Raw genomic sequence first — 14,352 nt, forward strand, 5'->3', positions numbered from 1 at the left:
CCAGCAGCAGCTCCTGGTCGGGGCGGTCGGCGTGCCGGGCGGTGCGGGCGTGCCGCTCGGCGGCGTCGAGCAGGGCGGCCACCTCGGCCTCCCCGGTGGCCGGCGGGTCGAGCACGCCGGCGTCGACCAGCGGGCGCAGCGGCCCGAAGGTGGCCCCGAGCGCGGCGGTGTCGATCCCGGCGACCCGGACGCCGCCGGTCGGGGCGGTGGCGAGCAGCCGCAGCACGAGCGCCCGCAGCAGGCCCGCCACCCGGGGGTCGCGGGCGTCCGCGTCGAGGGCGAGGTGGTGGCCGCCGCCCAGCGGTACGAGGACGGGGAAGGCGCCGTCCGGGGTGGACGCCTCGCCGACGCGGACGGGCACGGGGGCGGCGGTCACGGGGGTGGCCCCGGGCGTCGGGGTGGCGAGCGCGCCGCCGAGGGCCGCGAGCCGGGTGACCAGCTCGGGTGCGCCGGCCGGGGTGCCGTGGGGCGCCTGTCCGGCGAGCGCCCGGCGGGCGGTGTCGAGGTGTGCCCGGGCCGCCCGGTGCGCCGCGACCGCCTGCCCGTACGCCGACGCGAGCCTGCCCACCCTCTGCTCCCGTCGCCGTCGCCCCGCCTGGTCCCCAAGGACCCTAACGGACACCGGCGACGCCCGGACAGTGGCGAGCCGGGCGCGTCGGCCGGGCACACCGTGGCGCGAGGCCCCACCGTCGGACAGGGACGGACCCCTTCCCGCCGAAGAACGACAGGAAGAGGCCCGTCCCGGTGTGCCGGTGCGGGTCAGCCGGTGACGGCGTTGAGGGCGGGCAGGTAGCCGTCGGCGTCCGGGTGGTACGCCTCGATGACGCCGCTGACGTCGCGGATCCACACGTCGACCCGAGCCACGTGCCCGATGCGCTCCCCGGCAGGTTCGTCCACGGCAGGCCGTCCACGGCAGGCCCGTCCAGGACAGCCGTCCGGGACAGGCCGGACTTGCCGGTTAGCGTGCGGCCAGGGGCTGGCGGGCCGGGTCCACCGGGGCGGGCAGGGTGCCCGTCCCGCCCAGGTAGGCGTGGATGGCGGCGGCCGCGGCGCGGCCCTCGGCGATCGCCCAGACGATCAGCGAGGCGCCCCGGTGCATGTCGCCGGCGACGAAGACGCCGTCGATGTCGGTCTGCCAGTCGGGCCGGGCGTCGATCGCGCCGCGCGCGTTGCGGCCGACCCCGAGCTGGTCGAGCAGCGGCTGCTCCTCGGTGCCCTCGAAGCCGATGGCCAACAGCACCAGGTCGGCCGGCAACTCCCGCTCCGAGCCTGGCAGCGGGGTGACGATGCGCCGCCCGTCCCGCTTCTCCACGGTCACCTCGGCGATCCGCACCGCCCGCACCTGACCGGTGCCGTCGTCGACGAACTCCTGCACCGCGACGGCGAAGACCCGCTCGCCGCCCTCCTCGTGCGCCGGGTAGCTGCGCAGCAGCCACGGCCAGGTCGGCCACGGGTCCCGGGCCTCGTCGCGGGCCTGCGGCGGCTGCGGGTAGAGGTCCAACTGGTGTACGCCGGCCGCGCCCTGGCGGTGCGCCACGCCCAGGCAGTCCGCCGCCGTGTCGCCGCCACCGATGATCACGATGTGCTTGCCGGCCGCGTCGATCGGGTTGCCGTCGGGCAGGACCGCCGTGTCGGGCCGGCCGCCCGCCGCCGCGGCGGCGACCACGCGGTTGGCCGCGACGAGGTGGTCCATCGCCTGGTGCACGCCGCGCAGCCCGCGACCCGGGGTCTCCGGGGTGTCCCGGCCCCGCAGCGCGCCGCAGGCGAGCAGCACGGCGTCGTGCTCGGCGCGCAACTGCTCGGCGGTGACGTCGACGCCGACGTTCACCCCGGTGCGGAAGCGCACGCCCTCGGCGGAGAGCTGGGCCACGCGCCGGTCGATGTGGACCTTCTCCAGCTTGAAGTCGGGGATGCCGTACCGCAGGAGGCCGCCGATCGCGTCGTCGCGCTCGTACACCGTCACGGCGTGACCGGCGCGGGCGAGCTGCTGCGCGGCGGCGAGGCCGGCGGGCCCGGAGCCGACCACGGCCACCGACCGCCCGGTCGGCGCCGGCACCGGGCGCGGCGACAGCCCACCCCGCGCGACGGCCGCGTCGGCGATCTCCACCTCGACCTGCTTGATGGTGACCGGTTCGCCCCCGCCGATGCCGAGCACGCAGGCCGCCTCGCAGGGCGCCGGGCAGAGCCGGCCGGTGAACTCGGGGAAGTTGTTGGTGGCGTGCAGCGAGTCCACCGCGGCGTCCCAGTTGCCGGTGCGGACCAGGTCGTTCCAGTCCGGGATGCGGTTGCCCAGCGGGCAGCCGTCGTGGCAGAACGGGATGCCGCAGTCCATGCAGCGGGTCGCCTGCTCGCGGATCAGTTCCTCGCCGGCGGGCGGGTACACCTCACGCCAGTCGCTGATCCGCACCGGCACGGGGCGACGCGCGGGCAACCGCCGGTTGTAGCGAAGGAAACCGTTCGGGTCAGGCACGAGCCACCTCCTGGACCGTCGCCCGCGGGGCGGGCATGGTCGGCACGGACTTCGCGGCGGGCGCGGAGAGCGCGCTCATCACCGCGTCGTCGACGTCGCGGCCGGCGGCTTCGGCGGCCCGCATGATCTCCAGCACCCGGCGGTAGTCCCGGGGCACCACGGCGGTGAACTCCGCCACCGCTTCCGGCCAGCGCTTGAGCAGCCCCTCGGCGACCGCCGAGTCGGTCTCGGCGAAGTGCCGCTGCACCAGCTCGTGCAGCATCGCCTGCTCCTCCTCGGACAGCGGCGCCAGGTCGACCAGCTCCGCGTTCACCCGGCGGCGGTCCAGCTGGTGCACGAAGGCCGTGCCGCCGGACATGCCGGCGGCGAAGTTGCGGCCGGTCGGGCCCAGCACCACCACGGTCCCGCCGGTCATGTACTCGCAGCCGTGGTCGCCGACGCCCTCGACGACGGCCACCGCGCCGGAGTTGCGCACCGCGAACCGCTCCCCCACCCGGCCGCGCAGGAACAGCTCGCCCGCGGTGGCCCCGTAGAGGATCGTGTTCCCGGCGATGGTCTGGTCCTCGGCCCGCTGCCCCGGCGCGGCCTCGCCGTCGAGGAAGGGGGCGGCGGCGTCCGGGCGCACGATGAGCCGACCGCCGGAGAGGCCCTTGCCCACGTAGTCGTTGGCGTCGCCGTGCAGCCGCAGGGTGACCCCGCGCGGAAGGAACGCGCCGAACGACTGGCCGGCGGTGCCGCGCAGGGTGAACTCGATCGTGTCGGCGGGCAGGCCGGCCCCGCCGAAGCGGCGGGTCACCTCGCCGCCGAGCATCGCGCCGACGCTGCGGTGCTCGTTGCGCACCGCCATCTCCACCCGCACCGGCGTACGGTCGGCCAGCGCCGGCCCGGCCAGGGCGATCAGCTCGTTGTCCAGCGCCAGCTCCAGGCCGTGGTCCTGGGCGCGGACGCCCCGGCGCGCCGCCCCGGCCGGCAGCTCCGGCAGGTGCAGCACGGGGGTCAGGTCCAGCCCGCCGGCCTTCCAGTGCGCGATCGCCGGGGCGACGTCGAGCAGCTCGGCCTGCCCGATGGCCTCCTCGATCGACCGGAGGCCCAGCTCGGCCAGGTAGCCGCGGACCTCCTCGGCGAGGAACAGGAAGAAGTTCTCCACGAACTCCGGCCGGCCGGTGAAGCGTTCCCGCAGCACCGGGTTCTGGGTGGCGATGCCGACCGGGCAGGTGTCCAGGTGGCAGACGCGCATCATGACGCAGCCCTCGACGATCAGCGGCGCGGTGGCGAAGCCGAACTCCTCGGCGCCGAGCAGCGCCGCGACCAGCACGTCCCGGCCGGTCTTGAGCTGCCCGTCGACCTGCACGGTGACCCGGTCGCGCAGCTTGTTGAGCAGCAGCGTCTGCTGCGCCTCGGCCAGCCCCAGCTCCCACGGGGTGCCGGCGTGCTTGAGCGAGTTCAGCGGGGACGCGCCGGTGCCGCCGTCGTGGCCGGAGATCAGGATGACGTCGGCCTTGAGCTTGGCCACGCCCGCCGCCACGGTGCCGACGCCGACCTCGCTGACGAGCTTGACGTGCACCCGGGCGGACGGGTTGACGCACTTCAGGTCGTGGACGAGCTGCGCCAGGTCCTCGATGGAGTAGATGTCGTGGTGCGGCGGCGGGGAGATCAGGCCGACGCCCGGGGTGGCGTGCCGGGTACGGGCGATCCACGGCCAGACCTTGTTGCCGGGCAGCTGCCCGCCCTCGCCGGGCTTGGCGCCCTGCGCCATCTTGATCTGCAGGTCGTCGGCGTTGACCAGGTACTCGCTGGTCACCCCGAACCGGCCGCTGGCGATCTGCTTCACGGCGGAGCGGCGCTCCGGGTCGTGCAGCCGCTCGACGTCCTCGCCGCCCTCGCCGGTGTTGGACTTGCCGCCGAGGCGGTTCATCGCGATCGCCAGGGTCTCGTGTGCCTCCGCCGAGATCGACCCGTACGACATGGCGCCGGTGGCGAACCGCTTGACGATCTCGCTGGCCGGCTCGACCTCGTCGAGCGGCACCGGGGGCCGCACGCCGGTGCGCAGGGTGAACAGCCCGCGCAGCGAGCCCGCCTTCGCGGCCAGCTCGTCGACCTTGGCCGTGTACCGACGGAAGACGTCGTACTGGCGGCTGCGGGTGGCGTGCTGGAGCAGGAAGACCGTCTCCGGGTTGAACAGGTGCAGCTCGCCCTCGCGGCGCCACTGGTACTCGCCGCCCACCTCCAGCCGGCCGGTGGGCTCGGCGCCCGGCGGCGGCCAGGCCACGGAGTGCCGGGCGGCGACCTCGGCGTGGATGCCGTCCAGCCCGATTCCGCCGATCTTGCTCGGGGTGCCGCGGAAGTAGCGCTCGACCAGCCGGGAGTCCAGCCCGACGGCCTCGAAGACCTGCGCCCCGCAGTACGACGACACCGTCGAGATGCCCATCTTGGACATGATCTTCAGGACGCCCTTGCCGAGGGCCTTGACGTAGTTGCGGACCGCCTTGGCCGCTTCGACGCCGACGAGCGCGCCCGTGGAGATCATGTCCTCCACCGACTCGAACGCCAGGTAGGGGTTCACCGCCGCCGCGCCGTAGCCGATCAGCACCGCGGCGTGGTGCACCTCGCGGCAGTCGCCGGACTCGACGACCAACGCCACCTGGGTGCGGGTCTGCTCGCGCACCAGGTGCTGGTGGACGGCGGCGGTGAGCAGCAGCGACGGGATGGGGGCGAGGTCGGCGTTGGAGTCGCGGTCCGACAGCACGAGGATGCGTACGCCGTCCTCGATGGCCTCGGAGACGTGCCGGCAGATCTCCGTCAGCCGGGCCTTGATCCCGGCGCCGCCCTCGCGGATCCGGTAGAGCCCGGAGACCCGGACCGCCTTGAAGCCGGGCAGGTCGCCGTCCTCGTCGATGGAGAGGATCTTCGCCAGCTCGTCGTTGTCGATGACCGGGTACGGCAGCACGATCTGCCGGCAGCTCGCCGGGCCCGGGTCGAGCAGGTTCCCCTCCGGCCCGATGGTCGACGCCAGGCTGGTCACCAGCTCCTCGCGGATGGCGTCCAGCGGCGGGTTCGTGACCTGCGCGAAGAGCTGGTGGAAGTAGTCGTAGAGCAGCCGCGGCCGGGTCGACAGCGGGGCGATCGGGGTGTCGGTGCCCATCGAGCCGAGCGGCTCGGCGCCCGTGCGCGCCATCGGCGCGAGCAGGATCTTCAGCTCCTCCTCCGTGTAGCCGAAGGTCTGCTGGCGGCGGCGTACCGAGTCGTGGGTGTAGACGGTGTGCTCGCGCGGGGGCAGGTCGGTCAGCTCGATCAGGCCGGCGTGCAGCCAGTCGGCGTACGGCTGCTCGGCCGCCAGCTCCGCCTTGATCTCCTCGTCGTGCACGATCCGGCCGGCGACGGTGTCGACCAGGAACATCTTCCCCGGCTGGAGGCGGCCCTTGGCGACCACCCGGGCCGGGTCGAGGTCGAGCACGCCCGCCTCGCTGCCGAGCACCACGAGCCCGTCGTCCGTACGCCACCAGCGGCCCGGGCGCAGCCCGTTGCGGTCGAGCACCGCGCCGACGACCTCGCCGTCGGTGAAGGCGACCGAGGCCGGCCCGTCCCACGGCTCCATCAGGCTCGCGTGGAAGCGGTAGAAGGCCCGATTGTCGGCGGCCATGTCCGGGTCGTTCTCCCACGCCTCGGGGATCATCATCAGCACCGAGTGGGGCAGGCTCCGCCCGGCCAGGTGCAGCAGCTCCAGGACCTCGTCGAAGTTCGCCGAGTCGGAGGCGGCGGGGGTGCAGACCGGGAAGACCCGGCGGATGTTGCCGGGGAGGTTCGGGCTACGCAGGAGTGCCTCGCGGGCCTGCATCCAGTTCCGGTTGCCCCGGATGGTGTTGATCTCGCCGTTGTGCGCGATCAGCCGGTACGGGTGCGCCAGCGGCCAGGACGGGAACGTGTTGGTGGAGAACCGGGAGTGCACCAGCGCGATCGCGCTCTGCACCCGCGCGTCGGTCAGCTCCGGGTAGAACGCCGGGAGCTGGTCGGGGGTGAGCATGCCCTTCCAGACCATGGTCCGCCCGGACAGCGACGGGAAGTAGGCCGGCACGCCCCGCTCGGCGCTCTCCCGCTCGGCCTGCTTGCGCACGCAGAACGCCACCCGCTCCAGCTCGATGCCGCCCAGCGACGACCCGGCCGGCCCGGCCGGCGAGCCGGTGAGCCGGTGCGCGGCGAGGAAGAGCTGCCGGACCCGGGGCATCGCCGCCAGGGCGGTCTCGCCGAGGCCGCTCGGGTCGACCGGCACGTCCCGCCAGCCGAGCACGTCGGCGCCCTCGACCAGCGCGTACTTCTCCACCACGCGGCGGGCGCGCTCCTCGGCGGCGTCGTCGTCGGGCAGGAAGACCAGGCCGGTGGCGTACTCGCCGGCGGGCGGCAGCGGGAAGTCCACCACCGCGCGCAGGAAGGCGTCCGGGATCTGGATCATGATGCCCGCGCCGTCGCCGGTGTTCGGTTCCGCGCCCCGGGCTCCCCGGTGGTCCAGCCGGCAGAGCGCGTCGAGGCCGTTGACCACGACCGCGTGCGAGCGCCGCCCGTGCAGGTCCGCCACGAAGGCCACGCCGCAGGCGTCGTGCTCCTGCGCGGGATCGTAGAGCCCGGCCGCGGGCGCTCCCGGGCCGAGGTGCGGGGCCTGCTTCGGGCTGCTGTGAGGGTACGGAAAGGCCACCGGGCCTCCTGTCGTCGCTCAGGGTGGATCTCGATCGGGACGACGTCGGCCCTCAAGGGTCTATTGAGTCTACGTTAGGGTCCGCCGCGCAAGACCAGTGCGGATTGATCACACCTTCCAGACTCTGGGACGTGTAGTCTCGCGCGGTGGATCTTCTGCACAAGGATCTCTTCGGCCGGTTGGAGCGTTTCTACGACGCGGTGCCCCGGGATGCGGCCCGCGCGGAGGAGCACGGGGCCCTCGTGCTGTTCGTCCGGCAGGGCGCCGGTTGGCCGTTCTACGCCCGGCCCCGGCTCGACGCCCCCGAGCCGCCGTCGCTGGCCGACGTCGCGGCGGTACGCGAGCGGCAGCGCGAGCTCGGCCTGCCCGAGGCCCTCGAGTGGGTGCACGAGACCACCCCGGACCTGCTGGCCGTGGCCCGCTCGGCGGGGCTGTCGGTGTTGCAGGCGCCGCTGATGGTGCTCGACCCGGCCGCCCTGCCCGACCCGGGCACCCTCACGGACGTACCGCTGCGGGTGCTCGACGCCGCGGCGCCCGGCCTCGCGGCCGACGTCGCGGCGCGGCGGGCGGTCGCCGGCGTCGGGTTCTCCGCGGCCGGCACCGAACCCGGCGAGGCCGGCCCCGCGCAGCGCGACGCCGCGGTGGCCGAGCTGGACGAGGCGGCGCTGGACGAGGAGCGGACCCGCCTCGCCGACGGCCGCCGGCTGTCGGTGCTGGCGGAGACGCCCGCCGAGGGCGCGCTGGCCAGCGGGATGGCGATGCGGGTCGGCGACGTGGCCGAGATCGCCGGGGTGGCCACCCTGCCGGCCGCCCGCCGCCGTGGCCTGGGCGCGGCGGTCACCGCCGCGCTGGCCCGCGAGCTGCTGGCCGCCGGCACCGACCTGGTCTTCCTCTCGGCGGGCGGCGAGGACATCGCGCGGGTCTACCTCCGCGTCGGCTTCCGCCGCGTCGGCACCGCCTGCATCGCCGAACCCACCCCCGTCACCCCCTGACCGGCCGCCCACCCGGCCCCGCCCGCCCCCGGCTGCGTCGATCATGCAGTTGTGGTGCCCGGTCCAACCCGGTTCGCGGCTTCCATCCCCCACCACAACTGCATGATCGGCAGCAGCCGGGAGGGGCGAGGTCCGGGGGCGCGGATGGGGTGGGGTCAGGCCGGGGGGCGCCACTGGGCGGCCGTGGTGGCGGCCGTCGAGAGCAGGCGCGGGCTGAGGGCGCCCAGGGCGGCGTCGCGGGCGCGCAGCGCCAGTGGGCCCCGGGCCTTCAGCACCGCCGACATCCGGCGGGTCTGCCGGACCACCGTCGCCGCCCGGGGCCGGCGCACCCGGTCGTACGCCACCACCGCGTCGGGCAGCCGGGACTCGCGCAGCAGCGAGGCGAGGGTCGCGGCGTCCTCGAAGGCGAGGCAGGCGCCCTGGCCGAGGTGCGGCGGCATGGCGTGCGCGGCGTCGCCGAGCAGCACCACCCCGCCCGGGCCGGCCGGGAAGCCGTACGACCTGGGCAGCGGCCGCAGCTCGCGGATCTCCTGCTGCACCAGGTCCGTCGGGTCGGTGGCGTCGAGCAGCTCGGCGATCGGCGCGGGCCAGCCCGCGTACCAGCGGCGCAGCAGGGCGAGCTGGGTCTCCGGCGGTTCCGGGCGGGGCGCGCCGACGGCGGTGGCCACCCAGTAGATGCCGCCCCGGCTGGAGGCGCCGGAGGAGCCGCGCTCGCCGAGCGAGGCGGACACGAACCGGTAGCCGGCTCCGAGCACCTCGCCGCCGACGGGTCGGTCGGCGGGCAGCTTCGGGGCCCGGTACCAGGGGATCACCGCCCGCCAGGCGGCGCAGCCCGAGCTGACCACGCCGGACTCCGGGGCGAGCTGCCGGCGGATCTCGCTGTCGGTGCCGTCGGCCGCGACGACCAGGTCGGCCTCGATGGTGTGCCGGCCGTCGCCGACCGAGGGCCGCTCCCCGGACACGGCGCGGACCGTCCGCACGGTCACCCCGGTGCGCAGTTCGACCTCGTCGCCCAGGCCGGCGATCAGCGCGTCGTGCAGGTCCTCCCGGTGCACCACCACCGGCATCCGGTCGGCCGGGGTGGGGCGGGGCTGCACCAGCCAGTGCCCGTCCGGGCGGCGCACGCCGCCGTCGGCGAGCGGCGTGGCGATCGCCTCCAGGCCGGCGCCGAGGCCCAGGGCGCGCAGCGCGCGTACGCCGTTGGGCCAGAGCGCCACGGCGGTCGGCTCCGGGCGGACCCGGTCGGCCCGCTCCAGCAGGGTGACCCGCCAGCCGGAGCGGGCCAGCGCGCCGGCGACCGCGAGGCCACCGATTCCGGCGCCGACCACGACCGCGCTACGCATGGGTGCTCCTTCTCAGCTGTCGCGCTCGGCGGGCCGGGTGCCCGTGGCCCCGGCCCGGTCCTCCGGGGTCTTTCCGGTGGACGCGGCGTCGTCACCGGCGGATCCGGGGGCGGCATCCGCACCGGCCGTAGGCGTGTCGGCCGCGCCGGGCCCGGCCTGCCCGTCCGACCCGGCCGGCGTCTCGCCGGTCTCCCGCCAGTGCCGGTACTGCTCCTCGCTCACCACGCGGTAGCCCTCCGGCGCGGCCGGCTGGGCGCCGGCCTCCCGCGCGGACAGGTCGACCTGCGACACGTCGGAGCCGACGGCCGGATCGGGCGTCGCGGCGGCGCCGATCGGGACGAGGTACTCCCGGGGGCCGCGCACCCGCACGAAGTAGGCCAGGGCGCCGAGGAAGACCAGGCCGGCGGTCCAGACGTTCAGGCGTACGCCGAGGATGGTGTTCGCCTCGTCGGTGCGCATCAGCTCGATCCAGAACCGCCCGGCCGTGTAGCCCATGACGTAGAGCGCGAACGCCCGTCCCCGGCCGAGGCGCAGCTTGCGGTCGAGGACGAGGACGAGCGCCACCACGCCGAGGTTCCACAGCAGCTCGTAGGCGAACGTCGGGTGGTAGAGGCCCGGTTCGAGGATCGGCTGGCCGGCGTCGTCGCGCAGCGCGTGGCCCGGGTTGTCCGGGTCCATCCGGTGGATCTCCAGCCCCCAGGGCAGGCTGGTCCGGCCGCCGTAGAGCTCGTTGTTGAACCAGTTGCCGAGCCGGCCGATCGCCTGGGCCAGCGGCAGGCCGGGGGCCAGCGCGTCGGCGACCACCGAGAACGGGATGCCGAGCTGTCGGGCCGCGAGCCACGCGCCGACGGCCCCGCCGGCCACCGCGCCCCAGATGCCGAGACCGCCCTCCCAGATGGCGAACGCCTTCAGCGGGTCGCCGCCGGTGCCGAAGTACTTCTCCGGCGAGGTGATCACGTGGTAGATGCGGGCGCCGATGATGCCGGCCGGCACCGCCCAGACCGCGATGTCGAGCACCGCACCGGGGGCGACGCCGCGCTGGCGCAGCCGCCGCTCGGTGACCCAGCAGGCCACCACGATGCCGACGATGATGCACAGCGCGTACGCCCGGATCGGCACCGGTCCGAGCTGCCAGACGGCGGTGCTGGGGCTGGGCAGAGCCGCCTGGGGGGTCAGCGAGGCGAGAGTCACGGGTGCACACGCTACCGCCGCCGGCCCCTCCGGCGGCACCCCGGTCCGCCGTCCGCCGGTCCCGGTGACTTCTGGTTTGCACCGCCGTAGGCTCTTTGTCCATGAGCGCGCTCACCTGGGCGGTCGCCGCGGTCGTCACCGACGACGCCGGTCGGGTGCTGCTGTGCCGGCAGGGCCGGGGCGAGCGGCGCTACGGTCTGCCCGGTGGGCGGCTGCGCCCGGCCGAGAGTCCCGTGCGGGCGGCCACCCGCGACATCCGGGCCGAGACCGGGTGGGAGGTCGAGATCGTCGACCTGGTCGGCCTCTACCACCTCGCCGGGCGGCACGGGCCGTCGCCGGTGGGGCCCGGCGCGCCGGTGCCGGCGGCCGGGCGCGCCGGGCCGCTGCCCGACGTCCTGGTGCACGTCTTCCGGGCGCGCACGCGGGGGCCCGGACCGTCCGGCGACCCGGCGGGCGGATGCCGGCTGTCCTGGCACCACCCCTCGGCCCTGCCCGAGGCGCTCACCCCGACCACCCGGGCGGCGCTCACCGACGCCCTGGCGGGCCGCTCCGGCGTGCTGCGCGACGCCGCCCCGGGCGCCCCGGCGCCGGTGGCGGGCCAGCCGCCGGGCCAGCGGAGCACACCGCCGGCCGACCGGACACCTCGGCACTGAACCGGGCGGACACCTCGGCACTGACCCGACCGGACACCGCAGCACCGGACCGGGCGGCGGGTGGCAGGGGTCAGCGGGTGGGGTTGCGGACGCCCTCGGCGAGTTCCGCGCTCAGCGTGCGCAGGGCGGCCAGCCCGGACGCCTCGTCCGGCGCGTCGAGCAGGCAGCGGATCAGGGCGCTGCCGACGATGACGCCGTCGGCGTACCCGGCGACGGTGCCGGCCTGCGCGCCCGTGCCGACGCCCAGCCCGACGCCGACCGGCAGGTCGGTGACCTCCCGCACCCGGGAGACCAGGACGGGCGCCGCGTCGGACGTCTGCGCCCGGGCCCCGGTGACCCCCATGATGGCGGTGGCGTAGACGAAGCCCCGGCAGTGCCCGACGGTCATTGCCAGCCGCGCGTCGGTCGACGACGGCGAGACCAGGAAGGTGCGGTCCAGCCCGTACGCGTCCGAGGCGGCGAGCCACTCGCCCGCCTCCTCCGGGATCAGGTCCGGGGTGACCAGCCCGGTGCCCCCGGCCGCGGCGAGGTCCCGGGCGAAGGCGTCGACGCCGTACCGCTCGACGGGGTTCCAGTAGGTCATCGTGACCACGGGCGCCCCGGTGGCCGCGACCGCCTCGATGATGCGCAGCGTGTCCCGGGTGCGTACGCCGCCGGCGAGGGCGATGTCGCTGGCCTTCTGGATCACCGGGCCGTCCATCACCGGATCGGAGTACGGGATCTCCACCTCGATGACGTCGACGCCGGCGGAGACCATCGCGGTCATCGCGGCGATGCTGCCCTCGACGGTCGGGAAACCGGCCGGCATGCAGCCCACCAGCACGGCCCGCCCGTCGGCGCGGGCCTTGTCGAAGGCCACCCCGATCCGGCTCACGTTCTCACTGCTCCTTGTCGAGGATGCCGAAGTAGTCGCCGGCGGTGTGCACGTCCTTGTCGCCCCGACCGGAGAGGTTGACCACGATCGTCGGCTCCCGGCCCAGCTCCGCGGCGAGCTTCGGGGCGACCTTGAGGGTGCCGGCGAGCGCGTGCGCGCTCTCGATCGCCGGGATGATGCCCTCGGTCCGGCAGAGCAGCTCGAACGCGGCCATCGCCTCGTCGTCGTTCACCGGCAGGTACGTCGCGCGGCCGCTGTCGTGCAACCAGGCGTGCTCCGGCCCGACGCCCGGGTAGTCCAGGCCGGCGGAGATCGAGTGCGACTCGCACGTCTGCCCGTCGGCGTCCTGGAGCACGTACGTCCGGGTGCCGTGCAGCACCCCGGCGGAGCCGCCGGTGATGCTGGCCGCGTGCCGGCCGGTCCCCACCCCGTCGCCGCCGGCCTCGAAGCCGTAGAGCCGCACGTCGGGGTCGCCGACGAAGGCGTGGAAGATGCCCAGCGCGTTGGAGCCGCCGCCGACGCAGGCGGTGACGGCGTCCGGCAGCGCGCCGGTCAGGTCCAGGCACTGCTGGCGCGCCTCGTCGCCGATGCCGCGAACGAAGTCACGGACCATTGCCGGGAAGGGGTGCGGCCCGGCGGCGGTGCCGATCAGGTAGTGGGTGTCGTCGACGTTGGCGACCCAGTCGCGCATCGCCTCGTTCATCGCGTCCTTGAGGGTGCGCGAGCCGTTGGTGACCGGGACGACGGTGGCGCCGAGCATCCGCATCCGGGCCACGTTGAGCGCCTGCCGCTCGGTGTCGACCTGGCCCATGTAGACCACGCAGTCGAGGTCGAACAGGGCGGCGGCGGTGGCGGTGGCGACGCCGTGCTGGCCGGCGCCGGTCTCCGCGATCACCCGGCGCTTACCCATCCGCCTGGTCAGCAGGGCCTGGCCGAGCACGTTGCGCACCTTGTGCGCCCCGGTGTGGTTGAGGTCCTCCCGCTTGAGCAGCACCCGCGCGCCGACCTTGGCGGAGAACCGCTCGGCCGTGTAAAGCAGCGAGGGGGTGCCGGCGTAGTCGCGCAGCAGGGCGGCGAACTCGGCCCGGAACGACTCGTCGGCCATCGCCGCGCGGTGCGCGGCGTCCAGCTCGTCCAGCGCCGCGACCAGCGCCTCCGGCACGAACCGGCCGCCGAACCGGCCGAAGTGACCGGCGGCGTCGGGCAGCGGACCGACCGGGACGGCCGCCGCGTCGGCGCTCATGCCGACACTCCGCTTCGCTCGCTCATGGGATCGTCCTCTCGGTGCTGACGAACCGGCGCGGGGTCAGCGCACCGGGCGGGGCGTTGCCGGGTGGTTGCCGGCGTTGACCAGCTCGGCCACCGCCTCGCGGGGGCTCTTCTGGGTGACCAGGCCCTCGCCCACCAGGACCGCGTCGGCGCCCGCCGAGGCGTACCGGATGAGGTCGTGCGGTCCGCGCACCCCCGACTCGGCGATCTTGACGACGCTGCTGGGCAGGCCGGGCGCGATCCGCTCGAACACCGAGCGGTCGACCTCCAGCGTACGCAGGTTGCGGGCGTTGACCCCGATCACCTGGGCGCCGGCCTCCAGCGCGCGGTCGGCCTCCTCCTCGTCGTGGACCTCGACCAGCGCGGTCATGCCCAGCGACTCGATCCGCTCCAGCAGGCCGACGAGGGCGTTCTGCTCCAGGGCGGCGACGATCAGCAGCACCAGGTCGGCGCCGTGCGCGCGGGCCTCGTGCACCTGGTAGCTGGAGACCACGAAGTCCTTGCGCAGCACCGGGATGTTGACGGCGGCTCGGACGGCGGCCAGGTCGTCGAGCGAGCCGCCGAACCAGCGCCCCTCGGTGAGCACGCTGATCGCCCGCGCGCCGCCGGCGGCGTAGTCGCCCGCCAGGTCGGCCGGATCGGCGATCTCGGCCAGCCGCCCCTTGGACGGCGACGAGCGCTTCACCTCGGCGATCACCGCGACGCCCGGCTTGCGCAGGGCCGCGTACGCGTCCAGCGGCGGTGGCGCGGCGGCGGCCAGTTCGCGGATCCGCTCCAGCGGAACCTGCTCCTGCCGCCGGGCGATGTCCTCACGCACGCCGGCCAGGATCTCGTCGAGCACGCCTACGGACGCCGCCGGACCGGCCTCGTCCC

The 14,352-nt window shown here is 75.3% G+C and carries 9 protein-coding genes and 2 pseudogenes; 2 read left to right on the top strand and 9 right to left on the bottom strand.

All coding sequences use genetic code 11. The annotated features are described in order from the left end of the window. The 4 genes and pseudogenes from AB0G08_RS22625 to gltB all read right to left on the bottom strand — a co-directional run. Window positions 1-568 (bottom strand): annotated as a pseudogene (locus tag AB0G08_RS22625) (cell division protein FtsK); the annotation flags it as partial. A 191-nt stretch (window positions 569-759) separates the two neighbouring features. Beyond that, window positions 760-852: pseudogene (locus tag AB0G08_RS22630) on the bottom strand (lipase); the annotation flags it as partial. 106 nt (window positions 853-958) lie between these two features. Continuing rightward, window positions 959-2,470, bottom strand: a complete 1,512-nt coding sequence (locus tag AB0G08_RS22635) for a glutamate synthase subunit beta (protein WP_358091193.1) — start codon at window positions 2,468-2,470, stop codon at window positions 959-961. Next, a complete protein-coding gene (gene gltB / locus AB0G08_RS22640) occupies window positions 2,463-7,157 on the bottom strand; it encodes a glutamate synthase large subunit (RefSeq protein WP_358091195.1) in 4,695 nt (1,564 codons plus the stop codon). Before gltB ends, AB0G08_RS22635 begins: the two co-directional genes overlap by 8 nt. 146 nt (window positions 7,158-7,303) lie before the next feature. On the opposite strand from gltB, the gene AB0G08_RS22645 reads away from it, so the two are divergent. Further along, window positions 7,304-8,149, top strand: coding sequence for a GNAT family N-acetyltransferase (locus AB0G08_RS22645; RefSeq protein WP_358091197.1), 846 nt, complete (start codon window positions 7,304-7,306; stop codon window positions 8,147-8,149). Window positions 8,150-8,304: 155 nt separating this feature from the next. Here AB0G08_RS22645 and AB0G08_RS22650 read toward each other — a convergent pair whose 3' ends face one another. Beyond that, window positions 8,305-9,492: an NAD(P)/FAD-dependent oxidoreductase gene (locus tag AB0G08_RS22650; protein ID WP_358091199.1), complete on the bottom strand. Its 1,188-nt coding sequence runs from the start codon at window positions 9,490-9,492 to the stop codon at window positions 8,305-8,307. 12 nt (window positions 9,493-9,504) lie between these two features. Then, window positions 9,505-10,683, bottom strand: coding sequence for a prolipoprotein diacylglyceryl transferase (gene lgt, locus AB0G08_RS22655; protein WP_358091201.1), 1,179 nt, complete (start codon window positions 10,681-10,683; stop codon window positions 9,505-9,507). Window positions 10,684-10,784: 101 nt separating this feature from the next. Between lgt and AB0G08_RS22660 the strand changes: the two genes are divergently transcribed. Beyond that, entirely contained in the window at window positions 10,785-11,336 is a 552-nt protein-coding gene (locus tag AB0G08_RS22660) for an NUDIX domain-containing protein (protein WP_358091203.1), read from the top strand. 70 nt (window positions 11,337-11,406) lie between these two features. Here AB0G08_RS22660 and trpA read toward each other — a convergent pair whose 3' ends face one another. The 3 genes from trpA to trpC form a co-directional block, all read right to left on the bottom strand. Next, window positions 11,407-12,210, bottom strand: coding sequence for a tryptophan synthase subunit alpha (gene trpA, locus AB0G08_RS22665; protein ID WP_358091205.1), 804 nt, complete (start codon window positions 12,208-12,210; stop codon window positions 11,407-11,409). Window positions 12,211-12,214: 4 nt separating this feature from the next. Then, window positions 12,215-13,453, bottom strand: coding sequence for a tryptophan synthase subunit beta (gene trpB, locus AB0G08_RS22670; protein WP_358091207.1), 1,239 nt, complete (start codon window positions 13,451-13,453; stop codon window positions 12,215-12,217). Between the two features lie 63 nt (window positions 13,454-13,516). Then, window positions 13,517-14,320 carry an indole-3-glycerol phosphate synthase TrpC gene (gene trpC, locus AB0G08_RS22675; protein ID WP_358091274.1) on the bottom strand — a complete coding sequence of 268 codons (804 nt, stop codon included), beginning with the start codon at window positions 14,318-14,320 and terminating at the stop codon, window positions 13,517-13,519. Window positions 14,321-14,352 lie beyond the last annotated feature (32 nt).

Origin of the sequence: Micromonospora sp. NPDC023644, from assembly GCF_040640115.1 — a bacterium.
GTDB lineage: Bacteria > Actinomycetota > Actinomycetes > Mycobacteriales > Micromonosporaceae > Micromonospora.

What these genes read in the sequence shown, in the direction of transcription:
- AB0G08_RS22650 (WP_358091199.1), bottom strand. Translation starts at nt 9,492, where the DNA reads ATGCGTAGCGCGGTCGTGGTCGGCGCCGGAATCGGTGGCCTCGCGGTC.
- AB0G08_RS22660 (WP_358091203.1), top strand. Translation starts at nt 10,785, where the DNA reads ATGAGCGCGCTCACCTGGGCGGTCGCCGCGGTCGTCACCGACGACGCC.
- trpB (WP_358091207.1), bottom strand. Translation starts at nt 13,453, where the DNA reads ATGAGCGCCGACGCGGCGGCCGTCCCGGTCGGTCCGCTGCCCGACGCC.